Here is a 19,680-nt window from a genome sequence, read left to right as displayed (position 1 = left end):
ACCCCCCGTTCTTCTACAGTGCTGTAGATTTTACGGGACCGCACACGTCAAGAAGGAGTACCTCGTGGGAGTTTCCCTGTCCAAGGGCGGCAACGTCTCGCTCAGCAAGGAGGCGCCGGGCCTCACCGCCGTCCTGGTCGGCCTGGGCTGGGACGTGCGCACCACCACCGGCACCGACTACGACCTCGATGCCTCCGCCCTCCTCCTCGACGCCTCCGGCAAGGTCCCCTCGGACGAGCACTTCGTCTTCTACAACAACCTGAGGAGCCCGGACGGCTCGGTGGAGCACACCGGCGACAACCTCACCGGCGAGGGCGAGGGCGACGACGAGAGCGTCAAGGTGGACCTCGCCGCCGTCCCCGCCGGGATCGACAGGATCGTGTTCCCGGTCTCCATCCACGACGCCGACAACCGCGGCCAGAGCTTCGGGCAGGTCCGCAACGCCTTCATCCGGGTCGTCAACCAGGCGGGCGGCCAGGAGATCGCCCGCTACGACCTGTCGGAGGACGCTTCCACGGAGACCGCGATGGTCTTCGGCGAGCTGTACCGGCACGGCGCCGAGTGGAAGTTCCGGGCCGTCGGCCAGGGATACGCCTCCGGGCTGGCCGGGATCGCGTCCGACTTCGGCGTGAACGTCTGACACGGACCGACCGCGCCGCCGGGCCCGCCAGCACGTGGCCGGGCCCGGCGGCGGCATCAGCAACCGACCCGGGAGACCATGTGGCCCTACCGTCCCGCCTCCGCCCGGAGGACCGCGCCGACTTCGAGGCCGTGCTGCACCTCGCGATGGGCAGCGCGGAGATCCGCGACGCCCTGCGCCCCGACCCGACCGGCCGGGCCGCCGCGCACCTGCGTGCCCACGCGCTCGCCCACGCCGACGCCATCACGGCGGCGGCCGACGAGCCGTACCGGACCTATCTCGCCGTACGGCGGGCGGCCCGGCGGGAGACGCCGCCTCCGCTCGGCACGGGCAGCCTGCTGCCGGCCCTCGCGGTGCTCACCCCGCTCGTGGCGGCCGTCTCCGCCGGGGCGCTTCTCCTGCTCGGCGGCCTGCTCCAGGTGGCCGGCGCGCCGGGCCCGTTGCCCGGCTCGCTCGTCGCGGCCGGCTGGACCCTGGCGCTCGTGGCGGCCGTGACCGGCCTCGTCGCCCTCGCCGCGGTGCTGCGTACGGCCCTGGGCAGACCCGCCGTCCCACCGGCCGCCGACCAGGTGGAGCACGCCCGGCAGGCCTGGCGGCAGGCGCTGCTCGACCACGGCGTGCTGCCCCACCTGCGCCGGCACCTGGCCCCGCGCCCCGAGGCGGCGCTCACGCCGTGCTCCCCGCCCGATACGCTCGCGCCGTGCCCGGCCCGGGCGGGAAAGGACAGGACACCATGTTCGGACTGAGCGAACTCGCGATCATCCTCATCGTCGTCATAGCCGTCCTCGCGGCCAAGAAGCTGCCCGAGCTGGCCCGCTCGGCCGGCAAGTCGGCGCGCATCCTCAAGGCCGAGGCCCGCGCCGCGCGGGAGGAGGAGGCGGGTACGGCCCCCGCGCCGCGGGTGGTCCAGGGCGAGATCGTCCCGCCGGGCTCCGGCACGACCCCGCCCGCCGCCCGGGCGTCGGACGCCCCGGACCCCCGCTGATCCGTCCCCCGGTTACAGCGTGCGCTCCAGGCGGTCCGCCACCAGCTTGACGAACTTCGCCGGGTCCTTCGGCTGGCCGCCCTCGGCGAGCACCGCCAGCGTGTGGAGCAGTTCCGCGGACTCCTCGAGTTCCGTGCGGTCCTCGCGCTCCTGGAAGGCCTGGTTCAGGCCCTTCACCAGCGGGTGGCCGGGATTGAGCTCCAGGATCCGCTTGGTGCGCGGCACCTCCTGGCCCATGGCCCGGTACATGTTCTCCAGGGCCGGGGTCAGGTCGTGCGCGTCGGAGACGACACAGGCCGGGGAGACGGTGAGGCGCGTGGAGAGGCGCACCTCCTTGATGTCCTCGTCCAGCCGCTCCCGCATCCAGCCGAGCAGGCCGGCGAACTCCTCGGCCTGCTTCTCCCGCTCCTCGTCGGCCTTCTCCTCCCCCTTGGCGTCCAGGTCGATCTCGCCCTTGGCGACGGACCGCAGCTTCCTGCCCTCGTACTCGCCGACTGCGTCGACCCACACCTCGTCGACCGCGTCGGTGAGCAGCAGGACCTCGATGCCCTTGGCGCGGAACGCCTCCATGTGCGGGGAGTTCTCGATGCTCTGCCGGGACTCGCCGGTGAGGTAGTAGATGTCCTCCTGGCCGTCCTTCATCCGCTCCACGTACCGCGCGAGCGTGGTCGGCTCGTCGTCGGAGCGGGTGGTCGCGAACGAGGCGACGGCGAGGATGGCGTCACGGTTCTCCGAGTCGGTGACCAGGCCCTCCTTCAGGACCGTGCCGAACTCCCGCCAGAACGTGGTGTAGCGGTCGGCGTCCTTGGTCATGAACTCCTTGACCGTGGACAGCACCTTCTTCGTCAGGCGGCGCTGCATCATCCGGATGTGCCGGTCCTGCTGCAGGATCTCGCGGGAGACGTTGAGCGAGAGGTCCTGCGCGTCGACGACGCCCTTGACGAAGCGGAGGTACGGCGGCAGCAGCGCCTCGCAGTCGTCCATGATGAAGACCCGCTTCACGTACAGCTGCACGCCGCGCCGGAAGTCCCGCGTGAACAGGTCGTGCGGTGCGTGCGAGGGGACGAAGAGCAGCGCCTGGTACTCGAAGGTGCCCTCCGCCTGCAGCCGGATCGTCTCCAGCGGCTCGCGCCAGTCGTGGCTGATGTGCTTGTACAGCTCGTGGTACTCGTCGTCGGACACCTCCTCGCGCGAGCGCGCCCACAGGGCCTTCATCGAGTTCAGCGTCTCGGGCTCGGGTGCGCTGTCGCCCTCGGCGGCCTCCGGGACCATCCGGATCGGCCAGGTGATGAAGTCCGAGTACCGCTTGACGATCTCCCGGATCGTCCACGGCGAGGTGTAGTCGTGGAGCTGGTTCTCCGGGTCGGCGGGCTTGAGGTGGAGCGTCACCGAGGTGCCCTGCGGGGCGTCGTCGACGGTCTCCAGGGTGTACGTGGCCTCGCCGCGGGAGCTCCAGCGGGTGCCCTGGCTCTCGCCGGCGCGCCGGGTGACCAGCGTGACCTCGTCCGCCACCATGAACGCGGAGTAGAAGCCGACGCCGAACTGGCCGATGAGCCCCTCGGCCCCGGCCGCGTCCTGGGCCTCCTTCAGCTCCTTCAGGAGGGTGGCCGTACCCGACTTGGCGATGGTGCCGATGAGCTGCCCGACCTCGTCGTACGACATCCCGATGCCGTTGTCCCGCACCGTGAGGGTACGGGCCTCCTTGTCGACGTCGATCTCGATGTGCAGGTCCGAGACGTCGGCGTCGAGCGAGTCATCCCGCAGCTTCTCCAGACGCAGCTTGTCGAGCGCGTCGGAGGCGTTGGAGACGAGCTCGCGCAGGAAGACATCCTTGTTCGAGTAGACCGAGTGGATCATCAGCTGGAGCAGCTGACGGGCCTCTACCTGGAACTCAAACGTTTCGGTCGTCATGGTTCGCGAATACCTCACAGGTCCCACAGTCGCCTGAACTGGTGGCCGTCACTTGAACGGTGGCAGTCACTGTAAAACACCAAGTCAGGCCACAGACCGGGAATCAGGCGAGGTGGGCGAAGACCACCAGGTTCTCGGTGTAGTCCCGGGCCTGGCGGTCGTAGGCTCCCGAGCACGTGATGAGGCGGACCTGGGCGTCGGGGGTGTCGCCGTAGACGCGCTCGCTGGGGAAGTGGTCCTTGTCGAAGGACTCGGAGTCGTCGACCACGAAGGTCGCCCTGCTTCCGTCGGCGCGCGCCACGTGGAACCGGTCGCCCTTCCTCAGCTCGCTGAGCCGGGCGAACACGGCCGGGGAGGTCTTGGTGTCGACGTGTCCGGCGATGATCGCGGTTCCGGCCTCGCCGGGCGAGTGGCCCTCGGCATACCAGCCGACGAGGTTGATGTCGTCGTCGGGAGGGGGGTCGAGCTGACCCGAACGGCCGATGGCGAGATCCGTGAAGGGCGCGTCGACCGCGATCTTGGGGATGAGCAGGCGGACCGGCCGGGACCGCGGCAGGCCGCCGGCCTCGGTCCCGGCGGATCTCTGGGGAGCCGCGGACGTGGGCGGCGCCTCGGGGACGGCGGGCGCGGCCGAGGCGGCGGGCGCGACGGCGGGCGGGGCGTGCGGCGGGCCGCCGGAGTCGGACGACCCACCGCGGCCGGTGAACAGGCCCACGGTCAGGGCCAGGGCGGCCACGGCCCACACCACCCACACGGCGGTGCGCAGCCGCCGCCTCGGCGGGGCGGGATCTGGTGCGTCGGGGGAAGGAGGGCTGACTGCCATCGAAGACCACCTCACTCGGGCACGGCAGCGGGAACGGACACGAGCACGGATACGGACGCGGACACGGCACGCGGGCGGACGAGCCGGACCGCCGCGACGCGGGAGACACGTGCGGCGGCCACAGCGGTCATGAGGTCAGGCACCCGTCATGCGGTGCCCCGCGAGGCCTTCTGGCGCCGCAGCGCGTACAGGCCGGTGCCGGCCACCGCCAGCATCGCCAGGCCGCCGGCGGTCACGCCCGGCGACGCGGCCAGCCCGCCACCGCCGGTGTGCATCCCGCCGCGCGGCTTGTGGTGCTTGTCGTGCTTGCCGTGCCAGGAGCCCTTGTCGTGCTCGTCGTGCTTGCCGTGGTCCTCGTGCTTGCCGTTCTCGTCGTGCTTGTCGCTGAAGCCGTCCTCGTCGTGCTTGTCGTTCCAGGGGTCGTCGCCGCGCTCGCCGTCCTTGAGGACGTCCTGGTCGTGCTTCGGGTTGTCCCAGTCGTCGTCCGCGTTCACCACGGCCAGGGCTCCGCCACCGGTGTGTACTCCGCCGTGCGGCTTGTGGTGCTTGCCGTGGTCGAAGTCCTTGCCGTGGTCTTCGTGCTTGCCGTGGTCTTCGTGCTTGCCGTGGTCTTCGTGCTTGCCGTGTTCGTCACCCTTGCCGTGTTCGTCACCCTTGCCGTGCTTGTCGCCGAACGCGTCCTTGTCGTGCTTGGAACCGTCCGAGTCGTGGTCCGCGGTCACGGCGGCCAGGGCTCCGCCACCGGTGTGTACTCCGCCGTGCGGCTTGTGGTGTTTGCCGTCCTTGTGGTGCTCCTTGCTGTAGGAAGTGGTGTCGTGGTCCCGGTCACCCATCGCCTCGGCGTAGGCGGCGGGTGCGGTGATCGCGAGGGCGGCCGTGGCCGTGGCCGTCGCGAGCAGCATGCGGGCAGAGCGCATCGGTGAATCCTTCCGTCGCGAGCCGGGCAGCTGACGCCTCGCCAGCTCACGAGACCCGGCCTCGACGTGAACACCGTCAGTCATGCCGGTCCGTCCCACCATCCAGGACGTTCACTCGGGTTACGGCCACACCCTGACGGCGGCACCCCGCTCCCCCTGTCGGGCCGCACGGTCCGCAACCTCCTGCCCGTCGGTGCCGTCTCCTACGACGACACTCGGGTCGGAACCGCTCCAACCCGGACCATCGCGGGGAGGCGCTCATGGCCATGGTCGGCCTGTTCTGGATCGGCGAGGACTCGGTGTACGTGGGGGCCGAGCCGGTGGGAGCCGCCTCCGGGGTACGGCTGACCGAGGCCGGTGTGGAGACGCTGGGAGCAGGTCGGGGCAGGTTCTGGGCCTGGGACGAGGTGGTCCGGATCCGGACCGACGGCGTACCCGTGCGGTCGGGTGCGCGCCGGATGGCGTCGATGGCGTTCGACGCCGTGCTCGTCGCGGTCACCGGGTACGGCGAGCTGCCGCCCGCCTTCCTCCTGGAGGTGGTGACGGCCGAGGAGACCGTCGAGGTCACCGTGCAGGCGGCGGTGGCCGGAGGGTTCTATCAGCCGTCCGAGTACGAGCTGTCCACCGCCCTCCTGGAACGGCTCGCGGACGGGGCTGCCGAGGTCGGGGACCTCCTGGCGTGGGGCCGCGACCACGCGGCCGAGGGCACTCCGCCGCGCGAGGAGCGCGAGGCGCTGCTGCGGAAGTGGGCCGGCGGGTAGTGGGCCGGTGTGTAGCGGCCCGGCGCCCGCGGGCGTCACCGCGGCCCGGGCCCCCGGTGCCCCGCGCGGGTCGGGTCCGGGTCCACGAGCTGTGCCGCCATGCCGACGAGGACCAGCCCGCCCGCGATGAGCAGCCCCTGGGCCAGGACGATGCCGCAGCCCAGGACGGTCACGCCGAGGGCCAGCCCCCACCAGGCGCCGGTACGCCGGTACTCCCGGGGCCGGGCGGGGCGGCCGGTCCGCAGGGCTCGGGCGAATCTGGGGTCCTCCCGCTCGAGTCGCGCGGCGAGGTCGACCAGGCGTTCGTCTTCGGACCGGGGCACGGCTTCTCCTTCCCGAACCCTGCGGCGCTCGCGGGCAGGGCACGGCCGAGGACAGGGCAAGTCGTGGGGTGGAGGGCCCAGTGAGGGTGCGGAGGTGGACAGCCCGCCGAGACGCGGCGCTGCCGGTCTCACCAGGGCTTCAGCTTCTCCCTCCTCCAGCGGCTTCCGCCATCGGGCCCGGCCCTCATCCTTCCCGGTCAGCGCACCCCACGAACGCGGGATCGCGAGACGGGTGTTCGGTCCAAGGGTGGGTGGCGTCACGGAGGACGGCGCCGCCGGGCCCCGCCCCACGCTGGACGAGGGCGGGGCCGAGGGTGCGGTGGGCGGTGCCGTCCTGTCACCGGCCGCGCTCACGCCCGGCACGCCGAGGGCGCTCCGCGGACTGACGTGACGGGCGTGGGGCCGGGCGTCCGCGGCGACGACCGCGGCATCGGTGACGCGCCGGAGGGAGCCGGTGCCCGGGGTATGCGGTGGGTGCGCCGCGCGTCGGCGCCGGTTCCGGCCCCGGGTCGTGCCCCGGACCCGGCCGCGCCCCGGCCCGCGCGAGGGCGCCGAGGTGTGGTGCCTCGGGCGGTCTGCCACCGGTGTTCGGCGGCCGGAAGCCCGTCAGCGCTCGGCCGGCTCGGTGGGACGCGGGGCGGACGTCGTGCTGTCGGACGGGGGTTCCACCGCGTACGTCGGGGCCGTGCGGCCCGGCAGGAGTCCCTGTCCGGCCCGGAGCGCGCGGGCGAGCAGATGTGCGCGTCCGGCGGCGATGGGGCCGAGGACCGCGAGGACGAGGACGTACCCGGCGATGAACGGGGCGAGGCGGTCGTCGAGTCCGGCGGTGGCGGCCATGGCGGCCAGGATCAGCGCGAACTCCCCGCGGGCGACGAGCGTGGTGGCGATGTCGGCGGCGGGCTCGGTGCCGTAGCGGTACACGCGGGCGACGAGGAGCCCCGCGACGACGTTCATGACGAGGGTCAGCGCGGCCGCCGCCGCGACCGGTCCGACGACGGAGACGATGTCGCCGGGGTCGATGGAGAGGCCGAAGGCGAAGAAGAAGATCGCCGCGAAGGCGTCGCGCAGCGGATGCACCAGGTCCCGGATGCGAGGCCCGGAGGGGGTACCGGCGAGGATCAGGCCGACCATGAACGCGCCGATGGCGTCGGCGACTCCGAGGACCTCGGCGACGCCGGCCACGAGGACGGCCGCGCCGAGGAAGCTGATGACGAGCAGTTCGTTGTCGCGGGTCGCGATCAGCCGCCCGACCAGCCTGGTGCCGTAGCGGGCGGCGGCGGCCAGCAGCAGGAGGAAGCCGAAGGCCTTGGCGGCCTGCAGGGCCGTGTCCCCGACGCCCTGGGCGCCGCTGATGACCGGCTGGAGCGCGGCGAGGTACAGCGCGAGGAAGATGTCCTCCACGACGATGACGCCCAGGATGAGGCGCGTCTCGGGGCGGCCGATGCGTCCGAGGTCGATGAGGATCTTGGTGACGATGGCGGACGAGGAGATGCCGAGGACACCGGCGAGCACCAGCGCCTCCCGGACGCCCCACCCCAGGGCGAAGCCGAATGCCAGCCCGGCGCCGACGTTGAGCAGCAGATAGATCCCGCCCGCGGTCAGCAGGCGCCGGCCGCCGCTCCTGAGGTCGTCGAGGTGGAACTCCAGGCCCAGGTAGAACAGCAGCAGCACGAGCCCGAGCGCGGAGAGCATCTCGAAGTCGTGGGCGTCCTGGACGATGACCAGGCCCGGGGTGTGCGGGCCGAGCAGGATGCCCGCGAGCATGAACAGCGGGATCGTCGGGAGTCCGATCCTGCCGCCGAGGCGGGCGAGGAACGCGGCGGCCAGGAAGGCGCCGCCCATGGCGAGAAGGCTGTCAGCGTGTCCCACGGGTCACCGCCTTCCGCTCTCCATGGGAGGCGGATCGTTTCTGCGTGCGAGGGTGGATGGGCTCCTCCTTCTGGGGATGTACCGGACATCGTGGTTCTTGTCGGCGTCAGCCCGGAGTCGCGGTGATCACGACACGCGAAGCTCCGGCCGTTGTCACTCTCACACGCGGCCCGGCTGCCGCACCATCGGTGCCCGCACCCATTTCCGGGGGTGCGGACGGGACACCTGTCCCCACCCCCGATTCCCCGTCACACGTGCCGGTGGTCGATGCCCAGCAGGCTCGCCGCCGCCCGGAAGTCGGCCGCGTGGTGGCCCACCGCGAGGGACCAGTGGTGGCCGACGCCCGTGGCGCTCCACGCGTCGACCCATTCGCCGGGGTCGCGGCCGAAGTCGACCCGGCTGGTGGTGTTGCCGATCTCCAGCAGCGGTCCGGGGACGACGGTGCCCTCGGAGGTGACGAACGACAGGCTGCCGTCGGCGTCCTGGCCGAGGCCGAGCAGGGTGACGGGCCCGTGCTGGACGTCGAACTCGACGCTCACGCCCCAGCCGCGTTTGCCGTGGTAGACGCCGAGGCCGCGCAGGAGCGGGTCGCGTGCGCCGACCGCGAGGTGGGCGGGTCCGTCGTGGCCCATCTCCACGACCCCGTCCTCGAAGTTCAGGGCCTGGATCTCGGTGAAGGAGCCTCCCGCGCCGACGCTCTGCGAGGCCAACTGCGCGACTGATGTGCGCAGTTCGTATTCGCCGGCCGCGGGCACGCCCCGGGCGGTGAGCAGGGAGGCGCCGAGGATCATGCCGGCGCCGAGGCGCTCGTGGAGTTCGCCGTCGAGACCGCGGTGGTAGTAGGCGAGGCTGTCCAGCGCGAAGTCCTCCACCAGCCGGTCGAGGGCGACCGACACCGTCGCGCCCCAGGCGAAGTCCTCCTCCACCACGCTGTCGTCGAGGGTGAAGACCTGCCGGGCGAGCGCCATCCGCTCGCGGGTCTCCGCCTCGGTCACGCGCTCCACGCGGTGCCGCAGGTCGTCGAACTCCAGCACCTCGACGTGCGAGCCGAACGTCGTGGCCAGCAGGGTGGGATCGGTCTGCACGTCGAGCATGCCGGGGTAGACGTGTCCCATGAGTCCGTGCCGGGCGTGCCGGAGGGCGGCGCGGATGTGCGCGGCCCGGATCCACTGCTCGATGCGCCGCCAGGCGGACTCCTGCCGCAGCCAGCCCGACACCGAGCGGAAGGGGATGCCGGCGCGCCGGAAGACGTTGCCGACCTCGGGGACGGGGCACTGCCCGCAGTAGGCCAGCCACGCCCCGGTGTCGAAGGAGGCGTGGTCCATCCGCTCGGTCGGCTGGAGGTCGATGACCAGGACCGGCGTGTGCGAGCGCCGGGCGATCGGCAGCACCATGGACGAGGTGAGGTACGTCGTCAGGAACAGCACGATCAGGTCGCAGTCGGCGCGGCGCAGTTCCTCGGCGGCGCGGGCTCCTTCCTGGGCGTCGGAGACGAAGCCGGCGTCGGTGACCTCCGCGTCCATCCCCCGGAAGCGCTCGGCGACATAGGCGGCGGACTCCTTGAGCTGCGGGAGGAGGCCGGGGAACTGCGGCCAGTAGGTGCCGAGTCCGCCCGCGACCAGTCCGATCCGGGTGCGGCGCCGGGTGACCGGCGGGAGCAGGTCGTGCAGGGCGGCGGCCCGTACGGCCGTGCGGTCCGCGGTCGTTGCCATGGTCGGTGCTCCTTGTCGGGGTGGGTCCGGCGGCTCAGGTGCTGGAAACGCGCAGGTCCGCTCTGTCCGTCACGGCGCCGGCGGAGCGGGGGACCAGGACGCGGATGATGAACACGCCCGCGAAGGCCGCCGCCGTCATGCAGGCGGTGATGGTCCAGAGCAGGACGGACGGGCTGTGGTCGGCGAGGGCGGGGGTGAAGAACGCGGCGACCGCGAAGACGCCCCGCGACAGGGCGTAGGTGAGGCCCTGGGTGGTGCCGCGGGTGTCGGCGGGCAGCGTCAGCTGCGACCACACCTTGTAGTTCGCCTCGCCCGCGAAGGGGTTGGAGAGCTGGTAGAGCACGAAGAAGACGAGCATCCCGACGAGGGCGCCCGCGGTCAGGGACGCGATGACGAAGGCGAGGATCTGCACCACCGCGGCCACGTGGAACAGCCGGTCGCGCCACGGGGTGTCGGCGACGCGCACGAAGGCGAGGGTGAGCAGCACGCCGATGGGGATGAACGCCAGGTTGATGCCGGTGGCCAGGCTCTGGGAGGCATCGCTGACGGTGACGAGCAGATAGGTGCCGAACTGGCCGAAGGTGTTGGCGCCGAGTCCCCAGGTGACGTAGAAGACGAACGTCGCGGTCATCGGCAGCAGGGCGGCGCGGGTCCAGATGTTCTTCAGCGGGGTGCTGTGGGGGGCGGCGTCCGCCTCCTGCTGTGCGGTGTCCCGCTCGCCGTCTCCCGTGTTCCGCTCGTGCTCGCCCGTGTCCCACTCGTCGGTCAGCTTCAGCCTGGACCTCAGGGCCCAGGTGACGAGCGCGGCGACGGCCAGTTGCCCGGTGATGAGCCGGGCGCCGGTCATGCCGGTGGTGGAGAGCACGAAGCCGAGGAAGATGGCGACGGCGATGCCCAGCATCCACATGACCTGCGTGAAGGCCACGAGCCTGCCCCGGGCCCAGGAGGGCGCGGCGTCCGAGACCACGGCCAGGGACGTCGGCAGGTCGGCGCCGGCCGCGAGGCCCGCGACGAGGACGCCGATGAGCAGCGTGATGTCGTCCGGGGCCAGCGTGATGACGATCGCGCCGAGCGCGAAGCAGAAGATGTCCCAGTTGTAGACGCGGCGGCGGCCGAAGAGGTCGGCGAGCCGGCCGCCGACGAGGGACCCGACGGCGATGCAGCCGGTGACGATCGCGCTGATCGCCCCGGCCATCCATACGCCCATGTCGTAACTGTCGCGGTAGATGGCCAGGTTGACGGAGATGGCGACGATCAGCCCGGCGTCGAGGTAGGAGGCCATGCCCGACAGGGCGGCGGCCTTCCAGAGCGGTGTGGGGATGGGGCGGGTACCGGCCATGATGCGACTCCGTCGTCTGGTGACATCGCGGTTCCGGGGGCCTGGTCGCAGCGAATATAGGGCGAGAAAAACGTTGCAACAAGGTGTCGCGCACGCATGCGTCGGAAGACGCCGTCTCCCCTCGCCCCGTTCGGGGATATGGCGTGACCGGTCCAGCTCCCCTACGGTGAAGGTGGCCTAAAAACGTTTTAGGGGAAGGACCGTGTCCGTGCTCTCCCCCGCGCTCCGGCAGCTGTTCGAGGATCCGCCCCGCGATTTCGGCCCCACTCCCCTGTGGTGGTGGTCGGGTGCGAAGGTCACCCGTGAGCGACTCGCCTGGCAGCTGCGGGCGTTCGCGGAGGGCGGCGTCCACAACCTCGTCGTGATCAACCTGGCTCCGGCCGGGCCCACGTTCGGCGCCCGGGCCGACGATCCCGCGTGGTTCGGTGAGGAGTGGTGGGACCGCTTCACCGACGCCTGCGAGATCGCCGCGGGGCTCGGCACACGCCTGTGGTTCTACGACCAGATCGGGTTCTCCGGGGCCAACGTGCAGGGGACGGTGACACGGCGTCATCCCGACGCGGCCGGGCTGGCGCTGCGCTGCCGAGACGCGCGCGTCTCCCGGGGCACGGTCGCCCTCGGGGACGCCGAGACGCCGATCGCCGCGTACGCCCCCCAGGGGCGGCGGCTCGCGCTCGGCGGGGACGGGGCCGTCGAGGCCGCCGACGGGACGCGGGTGCGGCTCGTCACCGCCGTCCCCACGGCGTTCGACTACCTGGATGCGCGCGCTGTGGGCCTGTTGATGGACGCCGTCCACCACGAGTACGACCGCCGCGTGCCCGAGTACCTCGGCACCGTCATCGCGGGCAGCTTCCAGGACGAACTGCCCGCCACCAACGCCTGGAGCCACCGCCTCGCCGCCGAGTTCCGCGCCCGTCGCGGCTACGACCTGCTCGACCACCTGCCGGCCCTGTTCGGCACGGACGCCGGCCCGGCGGAGCGGAGGGTCCGCGCCGACTACTACGCGGTCCGCGCGGAGTTGACCGAGGATGCCCTGTTCCGGCCGCTCGCCGACTGGCACCGGAGCCGCGGGCTGCTGCTGGGCAGCGACCAGAGCCACCCCGCCCGCGCGGGATACCCGTCCCAGTCGACGCAGATCTACACCGACTACTTCCGGACCCACCGCTGGTACAGCGCCGCCGGCAGCGACCACCACGGCGACGCCAAGGTGCACTCCTCCATGGCCCACCTCTACGGCCACGAGCGCGTCTGGATCGAGGCGTTCCACTCCTCCGGCTGGGGCGGCACCCTGGAGGACACCTACCACTGGCTGCTGCCGTTCCTGCGCAGCGGCGCCAACCTGTACAACCCGCACGCCAGTTACTTCGGCACCGCGGGCGGCTGGTTCGAGTGGGCGCCGCCGTCCACCGACTGGCGCCAGCCCTACTGGAAGCAGTACCCGGCGTTCTCGCGAGCCGTGGCACGGATCTGCTCGATCATGTCCTGGGGCGGTTACGCGGCCGACGTGGCGGTCCTGTACCCCACCGCCACGATGCAGGCGCTGATCCCGCTGGACGCGCCCGTCCGGCACTTCGGCGACGGCCGGCTGGGCGAGGAGCACGCCGACGCCGACGAGACGCAGCGCCACTACCTGGACCTGTGCGGCACGAACAACTGGCTCGCCCCGCACGTCGGTTCGCTGGACCGGCACGGCATCTCCTTCGACGTCGTCGACGACGACTCGGTCCAGCGGGCCAAGGCCACGGACGGCGCCCTGCGGATCCGGGACCTGGCGTACACCGCGGTGCTGCTGCCGTCGACGAGCGTGCTGGAGGAGGAGACGGCGCGCCGGCTGGCCGAACTCCTCGACGCGGGAGGGCGGGTCGTGGTGGTGGGGCGGCCACCCGCGACGGTCGCGGGCCGGGCCGGTGACGACTCCGTGGTGGCGGCCCTGCTGGCCCATCCCCGGCTGGAGCGGGTGCGCGACCCGGAGGCCGGTGCGCTGGCGGTGGCCGACGCGGCCGGGTACGCGACGGGTGACGTTCCCCTGCTCGTCCGGCGCAGGGGGAACGAGGCGGTGGCGCTGGTGACGGCGGCCTTCCCGGAGATCGGCGCGCATCCGCTCCGGCCCGGTGCGGCCGTCACCGCCGACACCGTGTCCGTCACCGTGCGGGCGGAGGTCGCCGAGGCCGAGGTGTGGAACCCGGCGAGCGGATCCCGCGGTCCCGTGCGCGTCACCGTCGCCGACGACGGCACGGTCTCGATCGTCGAGGTGCCGCTGGACGGCGCCCCCGCGGTCCTGGTCGTCTGGCGGGAGGGCCGGCCGGCGCCGTCGCCCTCTCCGGTGGGTGAGGCGGCCGTCCGGGTGCTCGACGTGTCGACCGGGTGGCAGGGCCGTCTGGTCCCCACCCTGGACAACACCTGGGGCGATCTGGCGCTGCCCGAGGGGGCGTCGGTGGACGAGCCGCAGATCTGGACCATGGAGTGGACCGAGGGCGAGGCGTGGGAGCGGATCCGGGTGACGTACGGCAACCGCGTGCGGGTCCTGCCCCCGGTGCCCGTCGATCAGGCCCCCGAGCCGCTGGACGGCCCGCGCGTGGAACGGATCCTGGCCGGGGAGCTGCCGCTCGTGCCGCCGGACGCGGGCTGGGAGGTCGCGGTGTACTCGGCGAGCCGCGGCATCCCGGACCAGGGCGGACTGCTGGGCACCAAGGGGCTGGTGAACGAGGAGTTCGTCCGTGTCCCCGTGCCGGTCGGCGCGACGGCGGCCCGGGTCCGCGCCCTCGTGGAGACCGACCACCGCGGGCCCGCCGAGCTGCACGTCGGCGCCGAGGCCGTCAAGCGGGTCTGGTGGAACGGTGAGTTGCTGGTCCCGGAGAGCAGCGGGTACGTGGCCTCGGCCCGGGTCACGGTGAGCCGGGGGCGCAACGTCCTGGAGTACGAGCTGTCCGGCGCCCAGGACCGGCCCTCGACGATCTCGGCGACCGCCGGCACGCCCCTGGGCAGCTTCCACTGCCTGTCCGAGCCGGGCGGGCTCGGACCCCGGCCGCGGTTCATGCGCCCGCCCGAGGACGTACGGCCGGACGGCCGGGTCACCTATCGCGCCCGGCTCCGGGTGCCGGGCGGCGAGGCGCGGGCGGTGCTCGTCGTGGGTGCCGCCTCGGCGGTCACCGTGCTCATCGACGGGGCGGTCGTGGCACGGCAGGAGCAGGTGGAGTACTACGCGGCGGACTGGGGCGCCGTGCCGATGTTCTTCCGCCACGAACCGGTGCTCGGGGCGGGCGAGCACACGCTGGAGGTCGTCGCCGACGGTGCCGGCGCCCGGGACGCGGTCTTCGTCGACCTCGCGGTGTGTTCGGGATCCGAGGTGACGGCCCTGGTCAGCGGCGCCGGCTGGGAGGTCGAGTCGGGCGGACGGCGGGGGCGGACGGTCGAGGACGACCGCAGGCGGGGCGAGCTGCGGCACTGCCACGCCGCGGTGCGGCCGCATCCGCTGCCGGACACCGCCTGGCTCACGGGTCGGCCGGTGCTCGGCGGCGCCGTGTGGCCGTCGCGCTCCACCGACGACGTGCACGCCTCGCGGCAGCGCTTCCGGTTCACCGTCCCCGCGGGCACGGTCGCGCTCGACCTGCCGTTGGCGCTGCACGCGCGCGTGCGGGTCGGGGACGGCGCGGAACCGCCGTGGGAGGGCGGGATTCTGACTCTGGATCAGCCACTGTCGGCGCCGGCGTCCGTCGAGGTGGTCACCGAGCCGACGGCGGTCCTGCGGGGCGGCTCCGCGTGGCAGGGGCCGGTGCGCGTGCGGACCGTGCCGGCGCCGCTGCCCCTGGGTGACTGGCGGGACCTGGGGCTGGGGAGCTGGAGCGGGGGCGTGACGTACACGCGGGTGCTCCAGGTGCCGCCGGGGCCCGATCCCGTGCTGGATCTGGGGCGGGTGCGGGGCAGCGTGGAGGTGTCGGTCGACGGGGAACCGGCCGGGGAGGCGTTCTGCGCGCCGTACCGCTTCCCGCTGCGCGGGGCCGGCGGGCGTGCCGTCCGGCTGGAGGTGACGGTCCGGGGCACGCTGGCGCCGTATCTCGCGGAGGCCACGCCGACCGCCTGGGCCTTCGAATCCCAGCTGATCTCGGGGCTGTTGGGGCCCGTGACGCTACGGATTCCGGAGGGCGTGTCGTTGTGATCAGGCCGAAGACGCGGGAGCTCCCGTGCGGGTGGAGTCGCGCAGGACGAGGCCGGGGGCGAAGACGCGGGTTTCGTGGAGGTGGTCCGCGCGGGCCTCGATCTCGTCGAGCAGCATCTCCACGGCCGCCCGTCCGAGGTCCTCGACCGGCTGCCGGACGGTCGTCAGGGTGGTCGCGCCGAAGCTCGCGATGTCGAGGTCGCCGTAGCCGACGACCTGCACGTCCTCGGGGATGCGCACGCCGCGCTCGGTGAGGCCCCGGCACAGGCCGGCCGCGAGGAAGTCGTTGGTGCAGAACACCCCGTCGGGCAGGTCCTCCAGCCCGCGGGCGATCTCCGCGCCGTACGCGACGGTCATCTCCTCGGCGACGACCTGGTCCAACCGGGCCTCGCGTCGGCTGCGCACGGCCTGCCGGGCGCCCTGGTACCGGTCGGCGCACTGGCGTATGCCGCGCTCGCCGTTGACGACGAGGATGTCGCGCGCCCCGCTGTCGAGGAGGTGCTGGACGGCGATGCGGCCGCCGGCGATGTCGTCGACGGAGGCCGAGCAGCCGTCACGGTCGGGCATCGCACGGTCGGCGAGGACGAGCGGGATGCCCCGCTCGCGCAGCCGGGCGAGCCGGCCCGGGTCGGCGCTGAGCGGCACGACGACCACGCCGACGGCCCGTTGCTCGACGAGCATGCTGAAGTAGCCCTGCTCCCGCTCCGGGGCGTCCCCGCTGTGGCAGAGGACGAGGGAGTAGCCGTGGTCGTAGGCGGCGTCCGCCGCGCCCCGTGCGATGCGCGCGTAGAAGGAGTTGGTCACGTCGGGCAGCACCAGCCCGATGGCGGAGGCACGCCCGGTGCGCAGGCCGGCGGCTCCGGGGTGGGGGACGTAGTCGAGCGCGGCGACCGCGACGCGGACGCGTTCGGCGGTCCGGGCGTTGACGCGCTCGGGCCGGTTGAGCACGTTCGACACCGTGGACACCGAGACGCCCGCGGCGGCGGCGACGTCCTGGATGCGGGCGGGGCGTGCCGGAACGGCGTCCACCCCCTCGCTGTTGCAGCCGTGCGACCAGGCACGACCGTGGCCTTCATGGGCGCCGCAAGTATAACGTGGCCGGGCATGGAACGTTTTTCCCGCCCGGTCCCCGTGGTCTCCCGGTCAGGCGGAGGGCGCGCCGGTGAGGACTTCCACCTGGCCGGTGTCGAGCGAGTAGTAGGCGCTGACGACGGCGAGGTCGCCCTTCTTCACGAGCGGGGCGAGGTCCTTGTTGGTCCGCAGGCCGGCGGCGGTCTGATCGATGTGGATCCGGACCATCGCGTCGACCGGGTCGGCGTGCTTCTTCCTGACGGTCTCCCGGTAGGCGGGCCGCAGGGCGTCGGAGATCGACTGGAGGTTGCCGGGCAGGGTCGTGCCGTCCCGCATCGCCTCGTAGGCCGCCTTGATCGCCCCGCAGCGCTGGTGCCCGAGGACCACGATCAGCGGGGTGCCGGACGTCATCGGCCCGTACTCCACGGAGCCGACGACCACCGGGCCCACCACCTGCCCGCCGGTGCGCATCACGAACAGGTCGCCGAGGCCCGTGTCGAAGACGAGCTCCGGCGGGACGCGGGAGTCGATGCAGGACAGGATCACGCCGTACGGGTCCTGCTCCTCGGCGACGAACTCGCGCCGCTTCGGGTCCCGGTCGGGGTGCTGGAGCCTGCCGTCCACCCAGCGCTTGTTGCCGTCCATCAGCCGGGCGAACGCTGCCCAGGGCGAGTCCGGGCGCGCGGCCGCCGCGGGTGAGGGCGCGGGGGTGCTCGGCGCGGCCGCGGCCTGCCCGGTGGGTGTGCTGTCCGACGTCGACGAGCAGGCGGTGAGCAGAGCCGCGCCGGCGGCCAGTCCACCGGTGAGTATGGCCCTGCGCTGCGGTGTTCCGGCGGTACCCATGGCGCCGTTCCCCTTTCGGTCTCCCCGCTCACCCTGGTGGAGCGGGTGATGCCACTGTCGTGGGAGGCCGGTTAACGCCCGTACAGCGCTGGTGCAGGGCAGGAGAAGGGCTCGTCCAAAACGCGGGAGGTGGCCGGGGCCGGACGTTCGGTGATCAGGCGGGGAACCTCTCCTTCAGCCAACTGCCGTCCAGGCGGACGTGCTTGATGGTGCGGCGGTGGTGGGTGTAGGCGACGTGGAGGGTGCCGTCCGGGGTCTGGGCGAGGGAGGGGTAGGACAGCTCGCGGTTGAGGCCGTCGCGGGAGTTGTTGGTGAGGCAGTGGCCGTCGCCCGTCTCCAGGTCGTGCCTCTGGAGCCAGGTGCGGCCGTCGTCCGGGGAGAGGGCCAGGGAGAGCGGGGCGCGGGGAGCGCCCCAGAAGGCGTCGCCCGTGGGGGCGGCGGCCGGGGAGGACGTCCCGGCCACGCCGTCGTCGTCGATCTCGTCGTACAGGGAGACCCTGCGGGCGACGGCGTCCGCCGCGCTGCTGTGGTTGTAGACCAGGGCGAGCCGGCCGTCGGCCAGGACGGTGTACTGGATCGAGGAGTTGTTGTTCGGCAGGTCCAGGGGGCGGGGCTCGGTCCACGTCTCGCCGTCGTCGTGCGACACGCAGCTGTGCACGGCGTCGGCGCGGCGGCTGCGGAAGAGGGCCAGGAGACGACCGCCGGGCAGGGGGCGGATGTTCATGTGGACGAGGCCGGTGCTGCCCGGGACGGGGCGTTCGCGCCAGCTGTGGCCGCCGTCGTCGCTGACCATGACGGAGCTGGTGTCCCGGTCGCCCGACCAGGCCGTGCCGGGGGTGGCGACGCACCGGAAGACGGGCAGCAGCAGGCGTTCGCCTCCCGCCACTTGGACGATCGGCTGGCGGACGAACACGCCGCCCTGCTCGCCGGCCGGGAACAGCACGCGGGACGGGCCCCAGGTGGCGCCCTCGTCATGGCTGACGCGCAGCCGGACCTCGGCGGTGTCCTGGTGTCCGGCGCGCTGGGCGGTGTGCAGGAGCCACAGCTCGCCCGAGGGGGCGGGGAAGAGCAGCGGGTTCTGTTCGGAGCGGGTGTCGTCGGCGGAGAGGCGGACGGGCTCGGACCAGGTGTCGGAGCCTGGGGCGAGCCGGGAGAACCACACGGAGATGTCGGCGACGCCTTCCTGGGTGCCGCCGAACCAGACGCAGCCCAGGTCGCCGCCGGGCAGGACGGTGAGGTTGGCGGCGTGGTTCTGCGCGGCGGGCGCGGCCAGGTGGGTCTCGGCCCGGCCGGGCTGGCCGGGGTGGGGGCGCAGCGCGCCGTCGGCGGTGGTCATCGGGGAAGCTCCTGCTCGGCGGGTGGAGGTCAACTGGCTGGTCCTGCCGGACGGTTGGCGGTCATGTGGCTCGTCATGCCTCGCACACCGCGGTCGACGGGCGGGTGGTCATGGGGCTCGTCCTGCCCGGGGGTGGGATGGCGGCCCCGGTGGTCACCGGGTTCTCCCGCCCCGCGTGTCGCCGTCATCGGCCTCCTCCCCCGGCCTGTCCCGTCTCCCGCGCCGCGGTCAGGTGCCCTGCGGCGGCCTGTTCCAGGTGGACGAGGTCGCAGGCGACGGTGGCGAAGGTGAAGCCCTCGGCGAGGCGCTTGGCGGCGCTCGCGCCGTCCCCGGTGTGGATGCCGGCGGCGATCCCGGCCCTGGCGGCAGCCGTCCGCACGGTCGCGAGGGCGGCCTCGAACTCGTCGGCGAGCGCCGGGTCGGTGGAGGTGGCTCCGCCGAGCGCCAGGCGCAGGTCGGAGGGGCCGACGTAGACGCCGTCGAGGCCGTCGGTGGCGCAGATGGCCTCGACGTCGGCCAGGCCCTCGGCGGTCTCGATCATCGCGAGGACGACGGTCTGGGCGTGCGCGTCGGCCGGGTGGGGGCCGATGCGCAGCCCGGAGCGCATCGGGCCGTAGCTGCGGCGGCCGAGCGGCGGGTAGCGTACGGCCGCCACCGCGTCGGCGGCGTCCCGCGCGGTGTCGATCAGCGGGACGATCACGCCGGCGGCGCCCGCGTCCAGTGCCTTGCCGATCGGTGACGGGTCGTTGGCCTCGACGCGGACCAGGCCGACCGCCGTCGAGCCCTTGGTGTCGATGGCAGTGAGGGAGCGCAGGACGCCCGCGTACTCCAGGAGGCCGTGCTGGGCGTCGAGGGCAACATAGTCGTAGCCGAGGCGGGCGATGCGTTCGGTGGAGACCGGGGAGTCCAGGACGGACCAGTAGCCGACGAGCTGTTCGCGGGCGCGCAGGGCGGCGGCGAAGGCGGCGGGGGTGCCGGGTGCGGCGGGCATGGG

At 73.0% G+C, this 19,680-nt stretch carries 17 protein-coding genes; 6 read left to right on the top strand and 11 right to left on the bottom strand.

Annotated elements, in window-relative coordinates; translation table 11 throughout:
* Window positions 1-64: 64 nt before the first annotated feature.
* The 3 genes from ACSUPV_RS37060 to ACSUPV_RS37050 all read left to right on the top strand — a co-directional run bounded on the left by ACSUPV_RS37060 (window position 65) and on the right by ACSUPV_RS37050 (window position 1,625).
* Window positions 65-640 carry a TerD family protein gene (locus tag ACSUPV_RS37060; protein WP_031120635.1) on the top strand — a complete coding sequence of 192 codons (576 nt, stop codon included), beginning with the start codon at window positions 65-67 and terminating at the stop codon, window positions 638-640.
* Between the two features lie 80 nt (window positions 641-720).
* Window positions 721-1,386, top strand: coding sequence for a hypothetical protein (locus ACSUPV_RS37055; protein WP_037762186.1), 666 nt, complete (start codon window positions 721-723; stop codon window positions 1,384-1,386).
* On the top strand, window positions 1,374-1,625 hold the full coding sequence (locus tag ACSUPV_RS37050; RefSeq protein ID WP_031120632.1) for a twin-arginine translocase TatA/TatE family subunit: 252 nt from the start codon (window positions 1,374-1,376) through the stop codon (window positions 1,623-1,625). The genes ACSUPV_RS37055 and ACSUPV_RS37050 overlap by 13 nt, the downstream gene beginning before the upstream one ends.
* 12 nt (window positions 1,626-1,637) lie before the next feature.
* Here ACSUPV_RS37050 and htpG read toward each other — a convergent pair whose 3' ends face one another.
* The 3 genes from htpG to ACSUPV_RS37035 form a co-directional block, all read right to left on the bottom strand.
* Window positions 1,638-3,536: a molecular chaperone HtpG gene (gene htpG / locus ACSUPV_RS37045; protein ID WP_436949447.1), complete on the bottom strand. Its 1,899-nt coding sequence runs from the start codon at window positions 3,534-3,536 to the stop codon at window positions 1,638-1,640.
* A 103-nt stretch (window positions 3,537-3,639) separates the two neighbouring features.
* Complete coding sequence (locus ACSUPV_RS37040; RefSeq protein ID WP_436949446.1) at window positions 3,640-4,359, bottom strand: class F sortase; 720 nt, start codon at window positions 4,357-4,359, stop codon at window positions 3,640-3,642.
* A gap of 146 nt (window positions 4,360-4,505) precedes the next feature.
* The gene (locus ACSUPV_RS37035; protein ID WP_436949445.1) at window positions 4,506-5,276 is read right to left on the bottom strand and encodes a hypothetical protein; all 771 of its coding nucleotides are present in this window, start codon (window positions 5,274-5,276) and stop codon (window positions 4,506-4,508) included.
* 260 nt (window positions 5,277-5,536) lie between these two features.
* On the opposite strand from ACSUPV_RS37035, the gene ACSUPV_RS37030 reads away from it, so the two are divergent.
* Window positions 5,537-6,037: a hypothetical protein gene (locus tag ACSUPV_RS37030; protein ID WP_037762181.1), complete on the top strand. Its 501-nt coding sequence runs from the start codon at window positions 5,537-5,539 to the stop codon at window positions 6,035-6,037.
* Window positions 6,038-6,072: 35 nt separating this feature from the next.
* Here ACSUPV_RS37030 and ACSUPV_RS37025 read toward each other — a convergent pair whose 3' ends face one another.
* On the bottom strand, window positions 6,073-6,360 hold the full coding sequence (locus tag ACSUPV_RS37025) for a DUF3040 domain-containing protein (protein ID WP_436949444.1): 288 nt from the start codon (window positions 6,358-6,360) through the stop codon (window positions 6,073-6,075).
* 247 nt (window positions 6,361-6,607) lie between these two features.
* Here ACSUPV_RS37025 and ACSUPV_RS37020 point away from each other — a divergent pair, with 247 nt between their 5' ends.
* Window positions 6,608-6,751: a hypothetical protein gene (locus ACSUPV_RS37020; RefSeq protein WP_359794523.1), complete on the top strand. Its 144-nt coding sequence runs from the start codon at window positions 6,608-6,610 to the stop codon at window positions 6,749-6,751.
* A gap of 215 nt (window positions 6,752-6,966) precedes the next feature.
* Here ACSUPV_RS37020 and ACSUPV_RS37015 read toward each other — a convergent pair whose 3' ends face one another.
* The 3 genes from ACSUPV_RS37015 to ACSUPV_RS37005 form a co-directional block, all read right to left on the bottom strand.
* Window positions 6,967-8,229, bottom strand: a complete 1,263-nt coding sequence (locus tag ACSUPV_RS37015; RefSeq protein ID WP_436949443.1) for a cation:proton antiporter — start codon at window positions 8,227-8,229, stop codon at window positions 6,967-6,969.
* Between the two features lie 248 nt (window positions 8,230-8,477).
* Window positions 8,478-9,941 (bottom strand): arabinose isomerase, encoded by a 1,464-nt coding sequence (locus ACSUPV_RS37010; RefSeq protein ID WP_382611841.1) that lies wholly within the window; start codon window positions 9,939-9,941, stop codon window positions 8,478-8,480.
* Between the two features lie 34 nt (window positions 9,942-9,975).
* Window positions 9,976-11,280, bottom strand: a complete 1,305-nt coding sequence (locus tag ACSUPV_RS37005) for an MFS transporter (RefSeq protein WP_436949442.1) — start codon at window positions 11,278-11,280, stop codon at window positions 9,976-9,978.
* Between the two features lie 208 nt (window positions 11,281-11,488).
* Between ACSUPV_RS37005 and ACSUPV_RS37000 the strand changes: the two genes are divergently transcribed.
* Window positions 11,489-15,436, top strand: a complete 3,948-nt coding sequence (locus ACSUPV_RS37000; RefSeq protein WP_436949978.1) for a glycosyl hydrolase — start codon at window positions 11,489-11,491, stop codon at window positions 15,434-15,436.
* Here the strand turns inward: ACSUPV_RS37000 and ACSUPV_RS36995 are convergent, their stop codons facing one another.
* From ACSUPV_RS36995 to ACSUPV_RS36980, 4 genes are all read right to left on the bottom strand, one after another.
* Complete coding sequence (locus ACSUPV_RS36995) at window positions 15,437-16,465, bottom strand: LacI family DNA-binding transcriptional regulator (RefSeq protein WP_031120621.1); 1,029 nt, start codon at window positions 16,463-16,465, stop codon at window positions 15,437-15,439. It abuts the gene before it with no gap.
* Between the two features lie 114 nt (window positions 16,466-16,579).
* Window positions 16,580-17,350 carry a carbonic anhydrase gene (locus ACSUPV_RS36990; RefSeq protein WP_436949441.1) on the bottom strand — a complete coding sequence of 257 codons (771 nt, stop codon included), beginning with the start codon at window positions 17,348-17,350 and terminating at the stop codon, window positions 16,580-16,582.
* Window positions 17,351-17,504: 154 nt separating this feature from the next.
* Window positions 17,505-18,686 carry an exo-alpha-sialidase gene (locus ACSUPV_RS36985; protein ID WP_037762174.1) on the bottom strand — a complete coding sequence of 394 codons (1,182 nt, stop codon included), beginning with the start codon at window positions 18,684-18,686 and terminating at the stop codon, window positions 17,505-17,507.
* 184 nt (window positions 18,687-18,870) lie between these two features.
* The gene (locus ACSUPV_RS36980; protein ID WP_382611853.1) at window positions 18,871-19,677 is read right to left on the bottom strand and encodes an HpcH/HpaI aldolase family protein; all 807 of its coding nucleotides are present in this window, start codon (window positions 19,675-19,677) and stop codon (window positions 18,871-18,873) included.
* Window positions 19,678-19,680 lie beyond the last annotated feature (3 nt).

This window comes from Streptomyces sp. SudanB52_2052 (assembly GCF_964272415.1).
GTDB lineage: Bacteria > Actinomycetota > Actinomycetes > Streptomycetales > Streptomycetaceae > Streptomyces > Streptomyces olindensis.
This window is presented reverse-complemented; position numbering and strand designations above follow the sequence as displayed.

Excerpts from the sequence above, each read along its gene's own strand:
- ACSUPV_RS37010 (WP_382611841.1), bottom strand. The coding sequence starts at position 9,941 with ATGGCAACGACCGCGGACCGCACGGCCGTACGGGCCGCCGCCCTGCAC.
- htpG (WP_436949447.1), bottom strand. The coding sequence starts at position 3,536 with ATGACGACCGAAACGTTTGAGTTCCAGGTAGAGGCCCGTCAGCTGCTC.
- ACSUPV_RS37040 (WP_436949446.1), bottom strand. The coding sequence starts at position 4,359 with ATGGCAGTCAGCCCTCCTTCCCCCGACGCACCAGATCCCGCCCCGCCG.
- ACSUPV_RS37035 (WP_436949445.1), bottom strand. The coding sequence starts at position 5,276 with ATGCGCTCTGCCCGCATGCTGCTCGCGACGGCCACGGCCACGGCCGCC.
- ACSUPV_RS36990 (WP_436949441.1), bottom strand. The coding sequence starts at position 17,350 with ATGGGTACCGCCGGAACACCGCAGCGCAGGGCCATACTCACCGGTGGA.
- ACSUPV_RS36980 (WP_382611853.1), bottom strand. The coding sequence starts at position 19,677 with ATGCCCGCCGCACCCGGCACCCCCGCCGCCTTCGCCGCCGCCCTGCGC.
- ACSUPV_RS37005 (WP_436949442.1), bottom strand. The coding sequence starts at position 11,280 with ATGGCCGGTACCCGCCCCATCCCCACACCGCTCTGGAAGGCCGCCGCC.
- ACSUPV_RS36985 (WP_037762174.1), bottom strand. The coding sequence starts at position 18,686 with ATGACCACCGCCGACGGCGCGCTGCGCCCCCACCCCGGCCAGCCCGGC.
- ACSUPV_RS37030 (WP_037762181.1), top strand. The coding sequence starts at position 5,537 with ATGGCCATGGTCGGCCTGTTCTGGATCGGCGAGGACTCGGTGTACGTG.
- ACSUPV_RS37050 (WP_031120632.1), top strand. The coding sequence starts at position 1,374 with ATGTTCGGACTGAGCGAACTCGCGATCATCCTCATCGTCGTCATAGCC.